14 protein-coding genes and 1 pseudogene are annotated in these 19148 nt (G+C 73.7%); 6 read left to right on the top strand and 9 right to left on the bottom strand.

Annotated features, from left to right (window positions below; translation table 11 throughout):
* Window positions 1-84: 84 nt before the first annotated feature.
* The 3 genes from ABEB00_RS08275 to ABEB00_RS08265 form a co-directional block, all read right to left on the bottom strand.
* The gene (locus ABEB00_RS08275) at window positions 85-2157 is read right to left on the bottom strand and encodes a tryptophan 2,3-dioxygenase family protein (RefSeq protein ID WP_345618378.1); all 2073 of its coding nucleotides are present in this window, start codon (window positions 2155-2157) and stop codon (window positions 85-87) included.
* Window positions 2158-2185: 28 nt separating this feature from the next.
* Window positions 2186-3175 carry a polyprenyl synthetase family protein gene (locus ABEB00_RS08270; protein ID WP_345618377.1) on the bottom strand — a complete coding sequence of 330 codons (990 nt, stop codon included), beginning with the start codon at window positions 3173-3175 and terminating at the stop codon, window positions 2186-2188.
* Window positions 3176-3289: 114 nt separating this feature from the next.
* On the bottom strand, window positions 3290-6013 hold the full coding sequence (locus ABEB00_RS08265; RefSeq protein WP_345618376.1) for a LuxR C-terminal-related transcriptional regulator: 2724 nt from the start codon (window positions 6011-6013) through the stop codon (window positions 3290-3292).
* A 172-nt stretch (window positions 6014-6185) separates the two neighbouring features.
* Here ABEB00_RS08265 and ABEB00_RS08260 point away from each other — a divergent pair, with 172 nt between their 5' ends.
* A complete protein-coding gene (locus ABEB00_RS08260) occupies window positions 6186-8957 on the top strand; it encodes an AAA family ATPase (protein WP_345618374.1) in 2772 nt (923 codons plus the stop codon).
* On the opposite strand, the gene ABEB00_RS08255 is transcribed toward ABEB00_RS08260, so the two are convergent.
* The 6 genes from ABEB00_RS08255 to ABEB00_RS08230 all read right to left on the bottom strand — a co-directional run bounded on the left by ABEB00_RS08255 (window position 8887) and on the right by ABEB00_RS08230 (window position 14883).
* Window positions 8887-9528 (bottom strand): pyridoxamine 5'-phosphate oxidase family protein, encoded by a 642-nt coding sequence (locus ABEB00_RS08255; protein ID WP_345618373.1) that lies wholly within the window; start codon window positions 9526-9528, stop codon window positions 8887-8889. The genes ABEB00_RS08260 and ABEB00_RS08255 overlap by 71 nt on opposite strands.
* A 62-nt stretch (window positions 9529-9590) precedes the next feature.
* Complete coding sequence (locus ABEB00_RS08250) at window positions 9591-10481, bottom strand: NAD(P)-dependent oxidoreductase (protein WP_345618372.1); 891 nt, start codon at window positions 10479-10481, stop codon at window positions 9591-9593.
* A gap of 1 nt (window position 10482) precedes the next feature.
* Window positions 10483-11481, bottom strand: a complete 999-nt coding sequence (locus ABEB00_RS08245) for a diiron oxygenase (protein WP_345618371.1) — start codon at window positions 11479-11481, stop codon at window positions 10483-10485.
* Window positions 11478-12758, bottom strand: coding sequence for a diaminobutyrate--2-oxoglutarate transaminase (ectB, locus tag ABEB00_RS08240; RefSeq protein ID WP_345618370.1), 1281 nt, complete (start codon window positions 12756-12758; stop codon window positions 11478-11480). Before ectB ends, ABEB00_RS08245 begins: the two co-directional genes overlap by 4 nt.
* Window positions 12755-13723: a 3-methyl-2-oxobutanoate hydroxymethyltransferase gene (locus ABEB00_RS08235; RefSeq protein WP_345618369.1), complete on the bottom strand. Its 969-nt coding sequence runs from the start codon at window positions 13721-13723 to the stop codon at window positions 12755-12757. Before ABEB00_RS08235 ends, ectB begins: the two co-directional genes overlap by 4 nt.
* Entirely contained in the window at window positions 13720-14883 is a 1164-nt protein-coding gene (locus ABEB00_RS08230; protein WP_345618368.1) for a pyridoxal phosphate-dependent aminotransferase, read from the bottom strand. Before ABEB00_RS08230 ends, ABEB00_RS08235 begins: the two co-directional genes overlap by 4 nt.
* Window positions 14884-15408: 525 nt before the next feature.
* Between ABEB00_RS08230 and ABEB00_RS08225 the strand changes: the two genes are divergently transcribed.
* From ABEB00_RS08225 to ABEB00_RS08205, 5 genes and pseudogenes are all read left to right on the top strand, one after another.
* Window positions 15409-16443, top strand: coding sequence for a ketopantoate reductase family protein (locus ABEB00_RS08225; RefSeq protein WP_345618367.1), 1035 nt, complete (start codon window positions 15409-15411; stop codon window positions 16441-16443).
* Between the two features lie 162 nt (window positions 16444-16605).
* A pseudogene (locus tag ABEB00_RS08220) lies at window positions 16606-16707 on the top strand (dihydrofolate reductase family protein); the annotation flags it as partial.
* A gap of 207 nt (window positions 16708-16914) precedes the next feature.
* Complete coding sequence (gene dhaK / locus ABEB00_RS08215) at window positions 16915-17907, top strand: dihydroxyacetone kinase subunit DhaK (RefSeq protein WP_345618366.1); 993 nt, start codon at window positions 16915-16917, stop codon at window positions 17905-17907.
* Between the two features lie 49 nt (window positions 17908-17956).
* Complete coding sequence (gene dhaL, locus ABEB00_RS08210; protein WP_345618365.1) at window positions 17957-18556, top strand: dihydroxyacetone kinase subunit DhaL; 600 nt, start codon at window positions 17957-17959, stop codon at window positions 18554-18556.
* Window positions 18549-18959 carry a PTS-dependent dihydroxyacetone kinase phosphotransferase subunit DhaM gene (locus tag ABEB00_RS08205; RefSeq protein WP_345618364.1) on the top strand — a complete coding sequence of 137 codons (411 nt, stop codon included), beginning with the start codon at window positions 18549-18551 and terminating at the stop codon, window positions 18957-18959. The genes dhaL and ABEB00_RS08205 overlap by 8 nt, the downstream gene beginning before the upstream one ends.
* The last annotated feature ends 189 nt before the right edge of the window (window positions 18960-19148 follow it).

Below are 19148 nucleotides of genomic sequence, written 5' to 3'. Positions count from 1 at the left end.
CGGTTCGCGACCGGCCCCGTCCGGGGCGGTCCGGGAGCACGCTGGCCTGTCGCATGGTGCACCTTCGCTGTCGGCTCGTGAGGGTCACGGAGTGGGTAGGTCGGCTGAGGTCGGTCCCGGCGGGCGCCGCAGGGCCCGGCGCAGCACCTCGGAGGAGGTGACGAGCGTGCGGGGCGGAGCCAGCAGGAAGAGGACGTCGCGGTTGGCGCCGCACACGACCGGGTCGTGGGGCACGTGGGCGCGCACCCGGTCGAGGTACCGGTTGAGCAGGTGGGCGACCGGCCCGGACCGTACCGCGTTGCCCGTGACGCCCGGCATCGGGCTGTCGGCGCCGGTCGCGACCTCCCACGCCGAGCGGGCGGAGCGCAGTACCGCCCGTTGCAGGGCGTGGGCCGAGGAGGCGCGGTCCCCGGCCAGTGTCCTTCCGAGCGCGACCGCGTTCATGGCGGCCACGGACAGGCCCTGGCCGTAGACGGGATTGAGCGCGCACAGCGCGTCCCCGACGACGAGCAGCCCGGTGTGGCCCGGTCCCAGACGGTCGTAGCGGCGGCGCCGGTTGGAGGTGTGCCGGTACCCCACCGGCCGGCCGACCGGACGCGCCGAGCTGAGCCACTTGTGCGGGGCGGAGTGCGGCAGCCGGCCGGCGAAGTCGACGAAGTCCTCGGTGCCGCCCGGCGGCGCCTGGTCGCGCGGCCCGGACAGGGTGACCATCCAGCGGTCGTCCTCGGCGGGCAGGATGATCGCGCCGAGCAACTGGCCGGCGTCCGGCACGATGTAGAAGCCGCTGAGGTCCTCGGGCGGGTCGTCGGCCTCGAAGACGCAGGTGGCGTACGCCCGGCCGGTCTCCACGAGTTCCTCGGCGGGTGCCGGGGCGCCGAGCGCGGCCAGCCAGTCTGGGGTGCGGCTGGCGCGGCCGGTGGCGTCCACCACGAGGTCGGCCTCGATCTCCCGCCGGGTGCCGTGGTCGCCGCCCCGGTCCCGGACCGCGACGCCGGTGATGTGTCCGGGCCGGCCGAGCAGGCCGGTCACCTCGACACCTGTGCGGACGTGGACGCGGGAGCCGTCCAGGACCCGTCGGCGGATGTGGTGTTCCAGCAGCGGGCGGGACGGGGTCAGGATGGGCCTGGACGGGTTGCGGCGGGAGATCCACTGCCCCGCCTGCCACACGCCGAGGTCCCCGGGCACCGCCAGCCGCGGCGCCCCCGAGTCCGCCAGCGCGGGCAGCAGACCGGGCAGCAGTTCTTCCAGGGCGTTCATGCCGCTGGTGAGCAGGACGTGGGTGTGGCGTGACTGCGGCACCCCGGCGCGGGGCCCCGGGGCGTCCTCGTACCGGTCGCGTTCGAGTACCGTCACCCGTTCCGCGTGGCCGGCCAGGACGTGTGCGGTCAGCAGTCCCGCGACGCTGCCGCCGAGCACGACCACATGCCCCAGTCCGGACCGTCCGGACCGGCCGGCCGGTGCGGGCTGGCCGGCCGGTGTGGGCTGGCCAGCCGGTGTGGGCTGGCCGGCCGGTGCGGGCGATCCGGCCGGTGCGGGCGGCGGCCGGCTGCCGGTGCTGTCCTCGGGCGCCCGGCCGGTGTCCGCCGGTCCGTCCGCGCCGGTGCCGTCCAGCCGGGCGGCCAGAAAGCGCGCCCCGGAGGTCTCGGCCGAACCCGGCTGGTCACCGAGCATGTGGCTGACCAGTTCCAGGTGGGTGCGGCGCCAGCGCCGTACGGCCTCGTCCAGTCCGGTCAGCCCCCGGGGGTCGCCCGAGGCGCCGTCCGCACCGTCGCGCCGCGTCAGCTTGCGGACCAGGGCGAACAGTTCGTGGAACTGCTCGGACTGCAATCCGCTGGCCGTGCCGAACCGGTCCCGGAAGAGCATGAACTCCTCCCGCCGCAGCGTGTGGCGCAGCAGCGTCAACTGTCCTTCCAGGGAGCCCACCAGCCGCGTCGCCCGTGCCACGCGCTGGGCGTGGCAGTGCCGCTCGCACCGGCCGGCGTCGATGTGCCGCAGGTCGACCAGAACCTGGCTGAGCAGGGTCTCGGACGCCTGGTGCACGACGATGAAGAGCCGTTCGCTGTCGCTGAGGTCCTGCTGTTCGACCGGTGTCAGCGGGCGCTGCAGGGTGAGCAGTTGGTCGAGGTGCAGATATGTCGCATAGTTCGGGGAGGCCATGGGCCCAGCTCCTCGGATTCGGTCCGCGCTATACCAGGCGCCCCGGCACGGTGAGATCGGCCAGGGCGTCCCTGTGGACACTGGGCGGGAGGATCTCCAGCGCCGCCGCGGCCGTCTCCACGTAACGGTGCGACACCTCGCGCGCCGCCGCCACGCCGTCGTGGTCGTGGACCAGTCGCGCCATGGCCTCGTAGCGCTCCGCGACCGGTACGGCCGTGTCGGCGAGCAGTCGCTCGATGCGCCGGCGCTGCGCCACGGGGGCCCGCTCGTGGGCGAGCAGCACGGGCAGGGTGGGGCGGCCGTTGCGGACGTCGGAGACGTTCGGCTTGCCCGCCCGGGTGCCGTCGTAGGCCATGAGGTCGTCCCGGATCTGGTAGGCGATGCCGAGCCGGTCGCTGTAGTGGCTGAGCGCCCGCAGGACCTCGGCGTCCGCGCCGCCGAGCGTGGCACCGACGCCGCAGGCCATCCACAGGAGGGCGCCGCTCTTGTCCGCGATCATGCCGAGGTAGTCGTCCACGGAGCACACCTCACGGCTCATCCGGATCTCCCGGATGGCCGCGTCCCCGATGCGCAGGCCCGCTCTGGAGAGCACCACCAGCGCTTGCGCCACGCGTTCCGCGGACGCGCCGGCCTCCTGGCACTCGGCGAGGGCGGCGAAGCCGTGGAAGAACAGCCCGTCCCCGCCGACGATCGCCGTCGGCTGCCCGTACACGGTGTGGGCGGCGGGCTTGCTGCGCCGCTCCCCGTCGTCGTCGATGATGTCGTCGTGCATCATCGCTCCGACCTGCACACACTCCACGGCCACCGCGGCGGGCAGGACAGTCGCTATGTCACCTCCCACCGCGAGACTGGAGTGGGTCACCAGCCAGGGACCCATCATCTTCCCGAAGGGGACCAGTCCGTAGCGGACAATTTCGTCGAGGCCCGAGACGTCGTCCGGCCACCTGCCCTCGACCTCGGCCCCCACAATCGCTGCCAGTTCGCGATCGGCGACCTGAGGCACATCGATGTCGGTCATGCTCAAGACGTTAGGCACCCCGTACCTGGCTGTCGTCACCGCTGATCCGTATGGGCCCGAGTGGGACCGCACATTGGCATCTTCGGCCCGGGTGCGGCCCGGCCGCGGCGGCGCTCAGACCGTGGTGCGCGGGAGCCGGCCGCTCAGGCTGGCCGCGGCCAGCGCGACCCGTGAACGGTAGCCGGTGCGGGCGAACAAGCGGGTCAGGTAGTTTTCCACGGTCTTCTCGCTGAGCTGCAGGCGCAGCGCGATCTGCCGGTTGGTCAGGCCCTCGCCGATCAGCTCGATGATCCGCTGCTCGGTGACGGCCAGGGCGTCCCGCCGGCCGCGGGCGCGCGGGGCGGGGACGCCGCGTTCCCGGGTCACCACCCGGACGCGTTCGAGGAGCGCCGACGCACCGCACCGCGTGGCCAGGGTGTGGGCCTCGCGCAGCCAGGGCCGCGGGTCCTCCGCGAACCGGGCGACGGCCAGGCAGGACTCCAGCAGTACGGGCAGATCTCCCCGCTCGCGCGTCAGGTCGGTGGCCGACCGGGCGTACCGCAGGTCCCGGCGTACCAGGCCGCGCGCCAGCAGCAGGCTCTCCCGTACGTCCGCGCGGTCCTCCCGGGGCAGCAGTTCGATCTCCGCCAGCAGTTCCGCGGCGCCCTCGTGGTCGTCGCTCAGCACCGCGATCCGCACCGCCCGGGCCAGCAGGGAGCTAAGACCCGCGTGCAGCCCGGCCCGGCGCAGCCGCGGTCCGGCCAGCAGCGCCACCCGCACCGCCTCGGCGTCGTCCCCCGCCCGGGCGGCCAGGCCGACGCGCACCCAGGTCCGCATCACGGCGAGCCGGCGGGCCGGCGTCGCGGCGGCCAGCCACTGGGCGGCCTGCCCGAACTCGCCGCGGGCGGCGCACATGTCCGCGGCGAACAGGCGGGCCGCGTGGTGCGCCAGGGTGTCCTCGGCACCGGAGAGTTCCAGTTCCCGGACCGCGGACATGGCCTGGGTCCAGGTGGCGCCGGCGTAGCCCCGCACCACCCGGTGGTAGGCGCCGAGCACACCGGCCTCCGGCACCCGGTAGTCGGCGCCGATCACCAGCCGGGCCACGTCGGCCATGTCGGCGACCGAGGCGGCCTGGTGCAACCGGTCCAGTTCCGGGGAGGGCGCGGTGCCGCCCGTGCCTCGCCAGGCCCGCTCGCAGGCGTCGACGTCACCGCAGAGCGCGGCGCTGAGCAGGTCGGTGCGCCCGGCCTCGGCCCCGGCCCGCACCGCGGCCGGGCGCACCGGCCGGCACGCGCCGGGAGACAGGCGCCGGCCGAACCACCACTCCGAGAAGGCGAGGGGCCCGCGGCCCGGGAAGGGCGCGTCCAGCAGCGACCGGACGGCACGTTCGGCGGGCAGCTCGCCGGTGTGCAGGGCGAGGAGGACGGCGGCGAGCCGGATCTCCGGGAGGGAACTCTCCGCACAGCCGTGCTCCGCGTACCGGGTCAGCGCCTCGCGCAGCAGCTCGTAGCGGCCTGTCCGGACGACCAGGAGGAGCAGTCTGCACAGCGTGCGGGCGTGTTCGGGTCCCCTCGGCGGCAGGCGGCGCAGTGCGGCCGAGTACCACAGGGCGGCGCGCTCCGGCTCCTCCTGTTCGGCGGCGGCGCTCAGCGCGAGCAGCCGGCCGACCGTGTCGTCGTCGAGCGTCACGGCCGCTCCGCCGCGCGCGATGTGGTCGGCGAGCGCCACGGGGTCGGCCCCGCCGTTCCGGCGTTGCCGGGTCAGCAGCCGTTCGGCGATCGACGCGTGCAGCGCGGTGCCGTGGCGGTGGCCGAAGCGGCCGGCCGCGGTGGCCGCCAGGGCGGGGCACCGGCAGGAGATCCGGCCGGTCGGGGCGGCCGTCAGCACCCCGGACTCGATCAGCAGGTCGAGCAGCCGGCCGCAGTCGGCGGGGTCGGCCCCGAACATCTCGGCGAGCAGTGGCAGGTCGTCCACGTCGAGGCCGTTCAGGACCGCGACCGCCCCCAGGAGCCGCACCGCGGGATCGCCGAGGGCGGCCGCGCGGCGCAGCAGGGGGTGGTCGGCGGGCAGCGCCACCGGCTCGTCCGGGGCGCGCAGGCAGAGCCTGCCGCGGACCGCGATGAGCCGGCCGCCTCTGCGCAACTCGTCCAGGGTGCCCAGGACGGTGCCCGGGTTGCCGAGCAGCGGTCCCAGCGCCTTGCGCAGAGCGGTCGGCACCGCCTCGTCCAGGCGTGCTCCCACCGCGCGGCGGACCAGGGACTCCGCGATGTCGTCGGCCAGCGGACCGATCGTCATCATCCGGTCGGCGTCGGTCAGCAGCTCGGCGAGTCCCGCGTCGCGCTCGGCGCCCTCCTCGCAGGTGGCCACGACCAGGCAGCCGGAGCGGCGGGCCGCGCTCAGCAGCGGGGCGGGCTCGGCCACCGCGTGCACGTCGTCGGCGAGGACCGCGACGCGTTCCCGCCGGCCGATGGTGTCGAACAGGCCGCCCAGCGCGGCGACCAGGGACGGTGTCCATCCGCCGCGGTCCGGGGCGCCCGTCTCCCGCAGTTGCGCCACCGTGCTGAGCGCCTCGGTCAGCCCGGTCTCCTGCAACTGCTCGAACCGCTCGCGCACGGTGCGCACCAGCGCGGCGACGGCGAACGTGTCGCCGTCGCGCTCCGGACCGGCGCCCAGCCGCAGCGGCAGCACCCGCACCCCGTCCGCGGCCAGCAGCCTGCCCACCGCGTCCAGCAGCGTGGTCCGGCCGATACCGGCCGGTCCCCTGAGGACGATCAGGCGTCCGCCGTCGGGCGCCAGCGCTGTGCGCAGTGCCGTCAGTTCACGATCCCTGCCCCGCACTGCGGCACGCGCTCGGGCCACGGCCCGCCTCCCCTTGTGACGCCTCGCGCGGCCGCGGCCGACGGGACCGCCGTACCCGGTCACCGCGTTCAACTTGCGTCGCTACAGGCTTTGTTCACCCAATTCAGCACCGGCCGCCAATCATATACTTGTCAACGGCCTGTGAGCCGGACGCGATGGGCATACTGGAAGCGTGATCGACAATTGGCGCGAGGCGCCCGGCGCGGACCGGTCGGCGCAGGCGCCGTTCGGCCGTGACGCCGTCGTGGCGCACGTCGTCGACCTGGCCGTCTCGTCGGACTCGGCACCGCTCGTCCTGGTCACCGGTCCGATCGGCATGGGGCGCAGCTCGTTGCTGAGCGCCGTCCGCGACGAGCTGGCCGCGCGGGGCTTCACTCCGCTGTCGCTGCGGGTGGCGCGCAACGAGCGGGACCGCCCCTACTCCCTGGTCTCCCGGCTCTCCGCCGAACTCGCCGTCCTGCACCGGGGCGGCGAGGCCAGGCGTACGGCGAAGGCCGCGGCGCCGCTCGCGGAGGCCGGCCGGCAGCTCGCCGCCGAACTCCGGTCGGCCCTCACCGCGGGCGACAAGCTGACGGTGCTCATCGACGACGCGCACTGGACCGACCCCGGTTCCCGGGCCGTGCTGCTGTCGCTGGTCCGCACGCTGGCGGGGGGCCCGGTCACGATCGTCTGCACGGTGCGCCCCTCGTCGGCCGACCCGGCGGGCGACCGGGTCGCGCTGGAGCAGTTGCGGGCCGCCTCGCTCGCCGAGGTGGTGCCGCTGCGTCCGCTGCGCGAGCGGGAGGTCGGCGCGCTGATCGCCTGGCGGCTGCAGGCCCGGCCGACGGCGGCGCTGCTCGCCTATCTGCAACGCGAGTGCCGCGGCCGGCCCGCCGCCGTACTGGCCGCCCTGGCGGGGCACCAGCGCACCGGAGGGCTGTACGTCTTCGACCGGCACGTCTATCTCACGTCGCCGGACCGGCCTCCGGAGCTGCCCGTCGACCTGCCGCCGATCGAGTACCTGCGCCGGCTGGGCGGTCTGGTCTGGCCGGTGGCCAAGGCGGCGGCGGTACTCCTCCCGCTGGGCGGCGCGGCGGCCGGGCTGATCGCCGAAGCGGTGAACCGGGGCGAGGAGGAGGTCCGCGGCGCGCTGTCGGAGCTGTGCACGGAGGGTGTGCTCCGGCAGGGACCGGAGGAGGGCCACTGGCGGTTCCGGCTGCCGCTGCTCACCTCCGCCCTGACCGGCTGTCTCGGCCCCTACGAGCGGCGCCGGCTCGCCCAACTGGCGGTCACCGCGATCTGGGCGGGCCAAGCGGGTGCGGACGACCGGTACCTGGCCGAGCAACTGGTCGTCGCGGGGCGGTTCGTGGACACCCAGCGGGCCGCCGGGGAACTGCTCGCCCGGGGCACCGCCGCCATGCTGGACGACGGATACTCCGCGGAGCGCTGGCTGCGCGCCGCCGTCGAACTGATCACCGAGCCGCGGCAACGCGCTCGGGCCCTGATCGCGCACGCCGCCACCTGCTGTGTCCACCTGCGGTTCACCGAGGCCGTCGACAGCGCCCGGAGAGTACTGTCCGAGCACGGCCGGCGGGTCGGCTCCGAGGCCCTGTTCGAGACGGGGATGATCTACGTCGTCGCACTGGCCGGGACCCTGGACACGGCGGCGCTCGCCGAGTTCTGCGACGGCGGCTGGCGCTCGTTGCCGGGCGGGGAGCCGCACCGGGTCCTGATCCGGTGTGTCGCGCTGTGCCATCTGGACCGGTGGCGGGAGGCGGACGAACACCTGGCGTCCCAACGGCACGTCTGGCAGCGGGACAACGATGTCGTCGCCGCGTTGGGTCTGCTGATCGGCGAGTGTGTCGGAGCGTTCCTGGGCCGGACCGGGCCGTTCGACCGGGCCGTCGCCGATCCGCCGGGGTGGCCCCTGTGGGCGTCGGGGACGCAGTACCGCTTCGAGCGGCTGTGGCAGTTGGTCCGGACGCTGATGGCCTTCGGCGAGCTGGACCGCGCGGACCGGCTGCTGACGGCTTACGAGCTGCCCTCCACCTACCGGACGGTGCCCGACCAGGTGGTGGCCGACAGTCAGAGCGGCCGCTGGGACCGCGCACTCGATCTGGCCCGGATGGGCCTGGCCACCGGCCTGTCCATCGGCTACGTGCCCAGCCACACCCTGGTGTCCCGGGAGACGAGCGTGATACTCGGTGCGCGCGGCCGGCTCACCGAGGCCCGCTCGGTGATCGAACGGGCGCGTTCCGTGCAACCGGTGATGCTGCACCTGCTGGCCGTGCCGGAATCCCTGCTGGACGAGGCCCTGGGCGATGTCGAACGCGCCCGCCGGGTCCTCGCCGAGGGCCTGGCCCAGGCCGCCGAACGCGGTCTGGTGGTCGGTACGGACGTGCTGTGGCTGCGCACGGCCGAGCTGGAACTGGCCCGCGGCGACCTGTCCGCGGCCCAGCGGTGCGTGGCCGAGACGCGCGGCACCGCCGAGCTGATCGGCACCGGCCGGGCCCGTGTGTGTCATCTGCTCGCCACCGCGATGGTGCACCGGGACCGCGCCGCGGCGGCGGAGGCGGTCCGGCTCGCCCGGCGGCGCGCCCAGCCGCTGGAGCTGGCCACCACGATGGCCATGGCGGTCCGCCACGACGTGGCCGGCGCCGAACTGCTGCCCGAGGCGTACGCGCTCTACGGCGACCTGGACGCGCTGCTGCGCAGGGCACAGCTTCGCAACCTGATGCGCGAACGCGGCGTCGCCGTGCCGCACCGGGGCGTCGTCATCGCGGAGAACGAGCGGCTGCTGGCCACCTTGGTGACCGAGGGCCTGACCAACCGCGAGCTGGCCGCCGTGCTGGGCGGCAGCGAGAAGAGCGTGGAGAGCCGGCTGGGCCGGCTCTTCAAACGTACCGGTTACCGTTCCCGGGTCGAGCTGGCCTCGGCGATGCTGACGGACGAGTATCACCCCTGAACTCACCCTGGTGGACTCCGTTCTGCCGCGGCCGGGCGGGCAGGCCGTCGATGCTCCGGGAGTTCTTCTGCCGCATGTACGCCTCCAGCTCGGCCTGGCTCTTGCGCTGCCCCCATCTGTCCTGGAGGTCGCGTTCGCGCACCAGGGTCATCTCCGGGACGGTGAACCCGCAGGAGTCCGCGATGCGCCGGAGGGCGACGACCACGATGGAGCGGGGGATGGGGTGGCTGCCGAACCGTCTGCTGAGCGTCTCCCACTCGGGCGAGTCCGGGAAGACGGACCGGCCTTCGCCGTACAGCCGCAGGGTCTTGGGGCGGGGTCCGAAGGAGCAGAACATCAGGGTGATCCGCCCGTTCTCCCTCAGGTGGGCGATGGTCTCGGCGCCGGAGCCGATGAGATCCAGGTAGGCCACCGTGGTGTCGTCGAGCACGGCGAGGGTGTCCATGCCGCCCTTGGGCGACACGTTGACCCGGCCGTCGCCGGCGAGCGGGGCGGTGCCCACGAAGAAGACCGGGGCCTGTTCGATGAGAGTGCGCAGCGGGGGTGTCAGTTTCTCGTAGACCTTGCCCATGTGCGGGTCGCCTTTCTTGTGGCCGCCCGGTGTTCCCCGTGGGGCGGCGGTGGAGATGCGCCTCAGGTGGCCGATGCCCGCAGCTCCCGTCCGGCGACCTCCTCCAGCCAGCGGACGATCTCGACGTTGTCGGCCTCGGCGGGGAGTCCGGTCCGGGCCTGCTCCCACAGTTTCCGGCAGGCGGTGCCGAAGGCGGCGGGGCCGCCCGCCTCGGCCTGCAGCGCGGTGGCGATCCGGATGTCCTTGAGCATCAGCCCGAGCGCGAAGCCCGAGTCGAAGGTGCCGGGCAGGACGTGGTCGGGGAGTTTCGTCTGCGAGGCGTGGTTGCGTCCCGTCGAGGTGTTGATCACGTCGAGCATGACGGCGGGCTCCAGGCCGAAGGCCCGCCCGGTGAGCATGACTTCGGCGGCCGCGGCCAGATTCACCGCGGCGAGCAGGTTGTTGAGGGCCTTGAGGGCGTGGCCGGCGCCGGGCGGGCCGACCCGGTGGACCCGGCCGAGCGCGCCGAGCACCGGTTCGGCCCGGTCCAGGGCGCCGGCGTCGCCCGCGGCCATCAGGGTGAGTCCGCCGTCGCGGGCGGTGGCGGGGCTGCCCGACACGGGTGCGTCCACCACGTCGACGCCGAAGCGGGCCGCCGCGCGTCCCAGGTCGAGGGTGTCGGCGGGGGCGGACGAACCGGTGTCGATGATCAGCGCTCCGGGTGGCAGGTGCGGCAGCAGGGCATCGGCCACCTGCCGTACGGCGGCCCCGTCGGGCAGCATGGTGACGAGCACCGGCGCGAGCAGGTCCTTGACGTCGAAGGCGCCCTCGACACCCCGGTACCGTCCCGCGCTCCGTACGGCGTCCGCCTCGGTGTCGAAGGCCCGCACCTCGAAGCCGCGGTCCGCGAGACGACGGCACATGCCGCTGCCCATGGCTCCGAGTCCGGCGAATCCCACCCGTGTCTCCGTCATGTCACCGCGCCCCGAAGTCGAAGTCGACGAGGTCCTCGAGTTCCATCTCCCGCACGATGCGCCGGATTCCGGAGAAGTCGCGCACCAGCAGCGCGGTGTCGGCCCGCGCCCGGACGTCCGCGACGATCTCCTCGGCGTGCGCGATGCCGGCGTGGTGGAGGATGCCCGGCCACACCTCGAAGTCCTGGGCGACGAAGGCGTGCAGGGCCCGGGGCAGCGCGTCGACGAAGGCTCTGCGCTGCTCATCGGTCAGGTGGACGTACAGCTCCTTGGCGACCTCGACCATGACGGAGGAGTGCGCGGACTCGTCCCTGGCGTGCAGTCGGGGCACGAGTGCGTGCAACGGCTGGATGGTCTCGTCGCGTGCGAGCAGTTCCAGGTAGGCGTTGACGCTGATCTCGGAGACCGTCGTCCAGACCAGCTTGAGCAGGTCGCGCTCCCATTTCTCCTGGACGTCCGCCTCGGCTTCGAGGAGCCTGCGGTAGGTGACGGTGTGGGGGTAGTGCGGCTCACCGGCCACCTGCCGTACCTCGCGGGTGCGCCGCATGGCGACCATGTGCATGTAGGTGTGCCAGGTCTCGTCCACATGGGCCTGCTGGACGGACCGTCTCAGGTCGGGGTGGTCGGCGCCCGGAAAGACACCGTGCATGATCATCGCGAAGGTGGGGTTGGCCACGTACTCCTCGGCCGCGATGACGCGTTCGTTGTAGACCAGCCAGGCCAGGGTGTTCACGCGTCGGCGCTGTTCGGGGCCGGCCGCGAGGAACAGCGGGTGCTCGGCGAAGGGCAGCAGCCGCTCCGGGTAGTCCGGGAGCGCCTCGTCGTACTCCTCGGGCTGCGCGATCCGGTCGAGGTCGGTGCGGATCGTGGCGCGCCGGGGCCAGGAGTCGGCGAGCCGGCGCAGGACGCTCTCGTCGAGGTGGCCGCGGTCGCCGTCGTCGTCGCGTGGGACGTCGGGTCCGGGTCCGTGGTCGTGGGTGTCCTTGCGGGGGTCGGTCACGGGCCGTCTCCTCGGGCTGCGGTGGCGATCGCGTCGTCGAGAACCGCGACGGCCCGGCGGAGTTCGTCCTCGTCCATGGCCAGGGGCGGCATGATCTTCAGGACCTGGCCGCGGGCGCCCGAGGTCTCCACGAGGAGTCGTCTCGCGAACGCGGCCCGGGACACCTTCTCGGCCAGGCCCTCGTCGGTGAAGGCGAGGCCGCGGATCATCCCGCGGCCTCGTACGGCACACCCGGTGCGGGCGTGGGTGCGTGCCAGCTCGTCGAGGAGGCCGCCGAGAACGGTGGCGTTGTCCCGCAGGCGGGTGGTGAACGCGGGGTCCGCCCAGTGGTCCAGGGCGGCGGTGGCGGCGACGAAGGCGAGGTTGTTGCCGCGGAAGGTACCGCTGTGCTCGCCGGGACCGAGCTGGTCGAGTTCGGGCCGGATCAGGACGAGCGCCATGGGCAGTCCGAGGCCGCTGATGGACTTGGCGAGACAGACCAGGTCGGGCACGATGCCCGCTTCCTCGAAGCTGAAGAAGGTGCCGGTGCGCCCGCAGCCCGTCTGGATGTCGTCGACGATGAGCAGGATGCCGCGGGCCGCGGCGAGGTCGGCGAGGCCGCGCAGCCACCGGGGGCTCGCCGCGGCCAGTCCGCCTTCGCCCTGCACGGTCTCGACGACGAAGGCGGCCGGCAGGTCGACGCCGCTGCCCGGGTCGTCGAGGAACCGGGCGAGGTGGTCGAGGGTGTCGGCTCCCTCGCCGGTGAAGCCCTCGTACGGCATCCGTGTGACGTGGCTGAGCGGGACTCCCGCGGCGCCTCGTTTGAAGGCGGTGGCGGAGGCGGCCAGGGCACCGAGCGAGAGGCCGTGGAAGCCGCCGGTGAAGGCGACGATGTCGGTGCGGCCGGTGACCCGGCGGGCGGTCTTGAACGCGGCCTCCACGGCGTTGGCACCGGTGGGGCCCGTGAACTGGATCCGGTACTCCAGCCCGCGGGGCGCGAGCACCACCTCGCGGAACCGTCGCAGGAACTCGGCCTTGGCGCTGGTGTGCAGGTCCAGGCCCTGCACGATGCCGTCGTCGAGGAGGTAGTCGACGACGGCGGCCTTGATCGCGGCGGGGTTGTGGCCGTAGTTGAGGGAGCCCGCGCCGGCGAGGAGGTCCACGTGGACGCGGCCCTGTTCGTCCCACATGTGGTGGCCCGACGCCTTGGTGAAGACGGTGGGGAAGCGGCGGCAGTACGTGCGGACGGCGGATTCGAGTTCGTCGAAGACGGTGGGGGCGATCCCGGTGAGGGTCATGGCGTGATCCAGGGGTCGGTTTCGGCGATCCGCACGCAGTCGCGGTGGGCGAGCGCGGTGCGCGGAGAGAGCGGGAACCAGCCGGCGAGGGTGAGCCTGATGAGTTCGCGCATGCGCTCGGCGATGAGTTCCGGGGTGTAGGCGACGGAGACGTCCGAGACGTCGATGCAGGGCGTGGGCGGGAAGTACCGGCCGGCTCCGGCGCGGCGCACCACGGCGTCCCAGAGGTTGAGGCTCTGCCCGCCCCAGCGTGCCCGGCCGCTGAACACCGAGTAGACCGGCAGGCCCTCGGGATGCGGACGGCTCAGCGCCTGGTTGACCGGCTCGCTCACCATCTCGACGACCAGGGCGCAGGCTCCCGCGTCGCGCGCTCTGCGGGCCAGCGCGAACAGGTCCGCCGCGGCGTCGACGCCGTCGCCGTAGCGGGCCAGCGCGGTGCACTGCGGGGTGTAGCCCAGGTGCGCCACGGTCGGATGCCCGTCGGCCGCGACGGCCTCGACGCACCGCATGCCTCCCTCGTCGGCCACCTCGACCTTGACCGCGTCCGCGCCGGCGGCGGCGAAGCGGGCGGCGGCGGCGACCGCGGCGTCGGCGTCCCGCGTCGCGCCGTCGGGCAGGTCGGCGAGCAGGAAGGGCCGGCGGGCCGGCGGGAACTCCTTGTCCAGCGGTCCGCGGACCTCGGCGACCAGACCGACGAGGGTGTCCAGGGCATGTTCCTGTTCGGCCCGGCCGGTCATGACCGTGGTGGAGCGGCCGAGGTGGGTCATGAAGTAGGAGTCGCCGACCATCACGCTTTCGACGGGGCTGTCCACGAGGTCCGGTGTGCGCAGGGCCTGGGCCAGCCCCTCCACCTCGAACCCCCGGTAGGCGTTGATCTTGATTCCGAGCTGGGCCGGGGACGCGTAGCGCCGCAGGTAGGGCGCGAGTGTGCCCCCGGCGGCCTGTGCGATCGCTTCGGCGCTCATCGTTGCCCTCCAGTGGTGATCTTGTTGATGCGGTGGACCGCGTCGAGCACGGCCGGTGGCGGCGCGGCGGTGTAGCAGATCCGCGCCCATCCGCCGCAGTGCTCGCCGAAGACCTGGCCGGGTGCCAGGCCGACGCCCTCCTCGGCGCACCGGCGGACGAACTCCCCGCCGTCGCCCAGGGCACGCAGGTCGAGGAAGGTGTACAGGCCGCCGTCGGCGCGGGTGTGCGGGATCTCCAGCGCCTCGTCGGTCAGTCGCCAGGCGTCCGCCGCGAGGGCGCGGCGGGCGGCGAGTTCCTCCGGGGGTGTGCGCAGCGCCTCGAACGCGGCGAACTGCGCTGCCGTGGACACCGCGTAGAGGCTGTGCAGCGACCATTTGGTCAGTACCTCGGCGCAGCCGGGCGGAGAGATCAGGTGGCCGACCCGGGCCCCGGGCATCGCGTACGTCTTGCTGCACGAGTGGAGGGAGAAGGTGTACGCGGCCGCCCGTCCGACGGTCGCGGGATCAACGAACCCGTCGGACGAGAAGTCGTAGTTCTCGTAGGCGTTGTCCGCGATCAGCCACAGGTCGTGGCGTTCCGCGAGCCCGGCGAGCCCGGCGATCACGTCCTCGCTCAGCCGGTGTCCGGTCGGGTTGTTCGGGCTGTTGAAGTAGACGGCGCGGGTGCGCGGTCCGATGGCGTCCTCGACGACGGCGACGGCGTCGAAGTCCGGGTCGCCGGAGAGTTCCAGGAAGACCGGGACCTCGCGGGGCACGCCGCCGGCGGTACGCACCAGGCCGGCGGCGAAGAGCCACTGCGGGGAGAGGAGCAGCACGTCGTCGCCGGGCCGCAGGATCGCGTGCAGGATCACCGAGAGGGCGTGGGTGGCACCGCCGGTGACAAGGACCTGTTCGACGTCGACGGCGGTGCCCCGGCGTGCGGTCGCCGCGTCCGCGAGGCGGCGGCGCAGCGCGGGGACGCCGGCGGGCGGTGCGTGTTCGTGCGCCGCGATCCCGAATTCGGCGCGTTCCCACGTCCGGGGTGCGGCGCACGGGGGGAACACGGTCTTGCCCTGATGGAGGGCGACCGGTGAGTCGTGTCCGTGACTTCGCAGGAGTTGTTCGACCGTGGTGAGGGGTGAGGGGGGAATCTCGGTGAGGGTCCGAGCGAAGGAAGGCATGGCTGGGGGCTCCTGGTGGGCGACCGTGGCGGCCGGCCGCCTCGGCTGGGGCAGGGGCGGGGCGAGCGGTGGCCGTGACCGGCCTCAGAACCGGATGGCCGGAGCCGACCGGGCCGGCCCGTTCCACCGGCTCTCCGGTGAGGGCGGTCGAACGATCTCGTCGCACCGGCCCTCCTCCAGACCCTGCGGTCGCGCTCCGTACATGATCCGTCATCGACGGTAACGGAGACCCGGGAGTGTCACCACCGCGAGGGACGCGGACGCCACGTCCGCCGCGTCAGCACGCGCCGCACGCAATACAGTCGGAGCCGAACGGGCCGCATCTGCCGGAGCCGAACGGGGCAGCATCTGGTCGGCAGGAGGGGCGGCGCGCCGTGTCGGGTCGGCAGCGGGAGCGACGCGTGGGTGAGCGGGACCGGCCACGCGGATCACGGATCACGGATCACGGATCACGGATCACGGATCACGGATCACCGACGGCATGCCGGCGGGGTCCGGCCCGCCGCCGAAGGAGTGAGGAACACGATGCGTTACATCGTCATCGGAGCCGGGGCCATCGGAGGCTCGATCGGCGGACGGCTCTTCGAGAACGGCCACGATGTCGTCCTGGTGGCCCGCGGCGCCCATCTCCAGGCGCTGCGCGCGGACGGGCTGAGGTTCACCACCCCCGAGGGCACCCGGCATCTGTCCGTGCCGCTGGCCGACGGTCCGGACGCCGTCGGCCTGCGCCCCGACGACGTCCTCGTGCTGGCCGTGAAGACCCAGCACAGCGCGGCGGCGCTGGAGGCGTGGACCGGACGCCCCGTCGCCGACGGCAGCACGGCGGGCGCGTCGCTGCCGGTGCTCTGCGCACAGAACGGCGTCGAGAACGAGCGGCAGGCACTGCGCCGTTTCCGCCGGGTCCACGGCGTGTGCGTGGTGCTGCCCGCCGCCTTCCTGCGACCGGGCGCGGTCACCGCGAAGTGCGGCCCCTACACAGGAACGCTGATCCTCGGCCCGTACCCTTCGCCGCTCCCCCTCGGCGGCGGCGTCCCCGCCGGGGAGGACGAGTTGCTCCGCCGGATCGCCGCGGACCTGGAGGACTCGAAGTTCCTGGCGCCGGTCGTACCCGATGTGATGCGCTGGAAGTACGGCAAGCTCCTGAGCAACCTGATCCAGACCGTGGAAGCCCTCTGCGGTCCGGTGCACGACGACACCGCCGTCACCGCCCTGGTCGAACGCGCCGGGGCCGAGGGAGTCGCGGTGCTGCGAGCGGCCGGGATCGACCACGCCGACCCCACCGAAATGGCCCAGCTACGCCAGGGCAAGGTGGAACCGCAGCCGGTCCCGGACGGGGAATGGTCACTGGGCTCGGCCTGGCAGAGCCTGACCCGGCGCACCGGCTCGGTCGAAGCGGACTACATCAACGGCGAGATCGTCCTCCTGGGCCGCCTGCACGGCGTACCCACACCCGTCAACGAGACCTTGCTGCGCGCGGTCCACTCGTGCGCCGAGAACCGCCGGCCCCCCGGCGGCTCCTCCGCTTCCGGACTCCTCGAACTGGCCGGCCACCTGCCGTGAGGTGGGCGTGTCCCGTTGGTGACACCACTGCCGGCCGGCCGTGAGGCGCGGTGCTCGTCGCGCTGTCGCTCCGTACGCGGGTACTGGGCGGGCCCGGTCCGCTCCGAAGGAGGAGAGCCAGGCGCCCGCGGTCCGGAGCGGCCGTTCGGTCACGATCATCGGGCCGGACCGCGGCTCTGGGAGTCCCCCGATGAGCTGCTGGACCGGTTCCACCTGGAGGTCGTGCCCGGCCCGAGTGGTGTGCCGCACCACCTCTTCCGGTGAAGGTGACACGGGGGGTCACCGCGGTGCGGGCGGCGCGGGTACCGCTCGCGTGACCTTCGCGGCAGCAAGGCCGATACTGCCCTGTGGAAGCCGTTGCCCGCACGCCGAGGAGGGACGTGACACCGCCTGACGAGTCGTCACCGAAGTCGGTGCCGGGTCAGCGTCAGTACCGTCGGAGCCGCCGGCTGATCTTGCGAGGAGATACCCATGAGGATGCTCATCAACGTTGCCGAGACCGTCGTCGCGGACGCGCTGCGCGGGATGGCCGCCGCGCATCCCGAGCTGACGGTGGACGTCGAGAACCGGGTGGTCGTACGGCGGGACGCCCCCGTGGCCGGGAAGGTCGCCCTGGTGTCCGGCGGGGGCTCGGGGCACGAGCCGTTGCACGGGGGGTTCGTGGGGCCGGGGATGCTGTCGGCGGCCTGTCCGGGTGAGGTGTTCACCTCGCCCGTGCCGGACCAGATGGTGCGGGCGGCGGCCGCCGTGGACAGTGGGGCCGGGGTGCTGTTCGTGGTGAAGAACTACACCGGCGACGTCCTCAACTTCGACATGGCCGCCGAACTCGCCGAGGACGAGGGCATCCAGGTGGCCAAGGTGCTCATCGACGACGACGTGGCGGTGACCGACAGCCTCTACACGGCCGGGCGGCGCGGCACCGGGGCGACCCTGTTCGTGGAGAAGATCGCGGGCGCCGCGGCGGAGGAGGGGCAGCCGCTGGAACGGGTGGCGGCCCTCGCGAGTCGGATCAACGAGAACTCCCGCAGCTTCGGTGTCGCGCTGAGCGCCTGCACCACGCCCGCCAAGGGCAGCCCCACCTTCGACCTGCCCGCCGGTGAACTGGAACTGGGCATCGGCATCCACGGCGAACCCGGCCGCGAGCGGCGCGCCATGATGACCTCGGGCGAGATCGCCGAGGCCGCCGTCGACGCGATCCTGGCGGACTTCCAGCCCCGCAACCCCGTCCTGCTGCTGGTCAACGGCATGGGCGCGACGCCCCTGCTGGAGCTGTACGGCTTCCACGGCGAGGTGCAGCGGGTACTCGCGGCGCGGGGTGTCGCCGTCGCCCGCGTCCTCGTCGGCAACTACGTCACCTCCCTCGACATGGCAGGCGCCTCGGTGACCCTGTGCCAGGTCGACGAGGAGGTGCTGCGCCTGTGGGACGCGCCGGTGCGGACGCCGGGCCTGAGGTGGGGCATGTGAGGGCGTACGGGGAATGGAACACGAGGTACCTACCAGTCAAGGAGATCCCGTGCTCGACGCCGAATTCTTCCGCCGTTGGATGACCGCGGCCGCCGCGTCGGTCGACCGCGAGGCAGCACAGCTCACCGCCCTGGACTCGCCGATCGGCGACGCCGACCACGGCAGCAACCTCAAGCGCGGTTTCACGGCCGTGCGGGAGGTGCTGGAGAAGGAGGCGCCCGGCACGCCCGGAGCCGTACTGACGCTGGCCGGGCGACAGCTCATCTCCACCGTCGGCGGCGCCTCCGGGCCGCTGTACGGCACGCTGCTGCGCCGCACCGGCAAGGCGCTCGGGGACGGGCCCGAGGTGAGCGCGGAGCAGTTGGCCGAGGCGCTGCGCACCGGCGTGGAGGCGGTCCGGGCCCTCGGCGGAGCGGCACCCGGCGACAAGACCATGATCGACGCGCTGGTCCCCGCGGTGGACGCGCTCGGCGACTCGTTCGCCGCGGCCCGGTCCGCCGCACAGGCCGGTGCCGTCGCGACCGTGCCGTTGCGGGCCCGCAAGGGCCGGGCGAGCTATCTCGGTGAGCGGAGCATCGGCCATCAGGATCCCGGTGCCGCCTCGTCGGCGCTGCTGATCAGCGCCCTCGCGGAGGCCGCCGGTGAGTGACGACGGGCGGGTCGGGATCGTGCTGGTGTCGCACAGCGCGGAGGTGGCCGCGTCGGTGGCCGAGCTGACGAGAGCGCTGGCGGGCGGGGGCGCCGGCGTGCTCGTCGCGGCCGCGGGCGGTACCGCGGACGGTGGGTTCGGCACCAGTTCCGAACTGGTGGCGACGGCCGCGGCCGCCGTCGACCGGGGCGCGGGGGTCGCCGTCCTCACCGACCTCGGCAGCGCGGTGCTCACCGTGAAGGCACTGCTCGCGGAAGGGGACGAGCTGCCCCCGGACACGCGCCTCGTGGACGCCCCGTTCCTGGAGGGCGCGGTGGCGGCCGTCGTCACGGCGGCCACCGGCGCGGACCTCCCGACCGTGGAGGCTGCGGCCATGGAGGCGTACACCTATCGGAAGACCTGAGGCGAGGGGGTGGCCGGGACCGCCGGGGCTGTTGGGACTGTCTGGGCTGTCGGCTGCCGGGACCGCCGGACCGCCGCGCTTGCCGGGACCGCCGGGCTCGCCGCGTCCACCGACCGGGGCCTCGGGCTCGCGAGCGGCCCGTCGGGTGAGACCCGTGAGCTGAGACCCGTCAGGTGAGACCCGTCAGGT

The organism is Streptomyces ziwulingensis (assembly GCF_039542605.1).
Lineage (GTDB): Bacteria > Actinomycetota > Actinomycetes > Streptomycetales > Streptomycetaceae > Streptomyces > Streptomyces ziwulingensis.
This window is presented reverse-complemented; position numbering and strand designations above follow the sequence as displayed.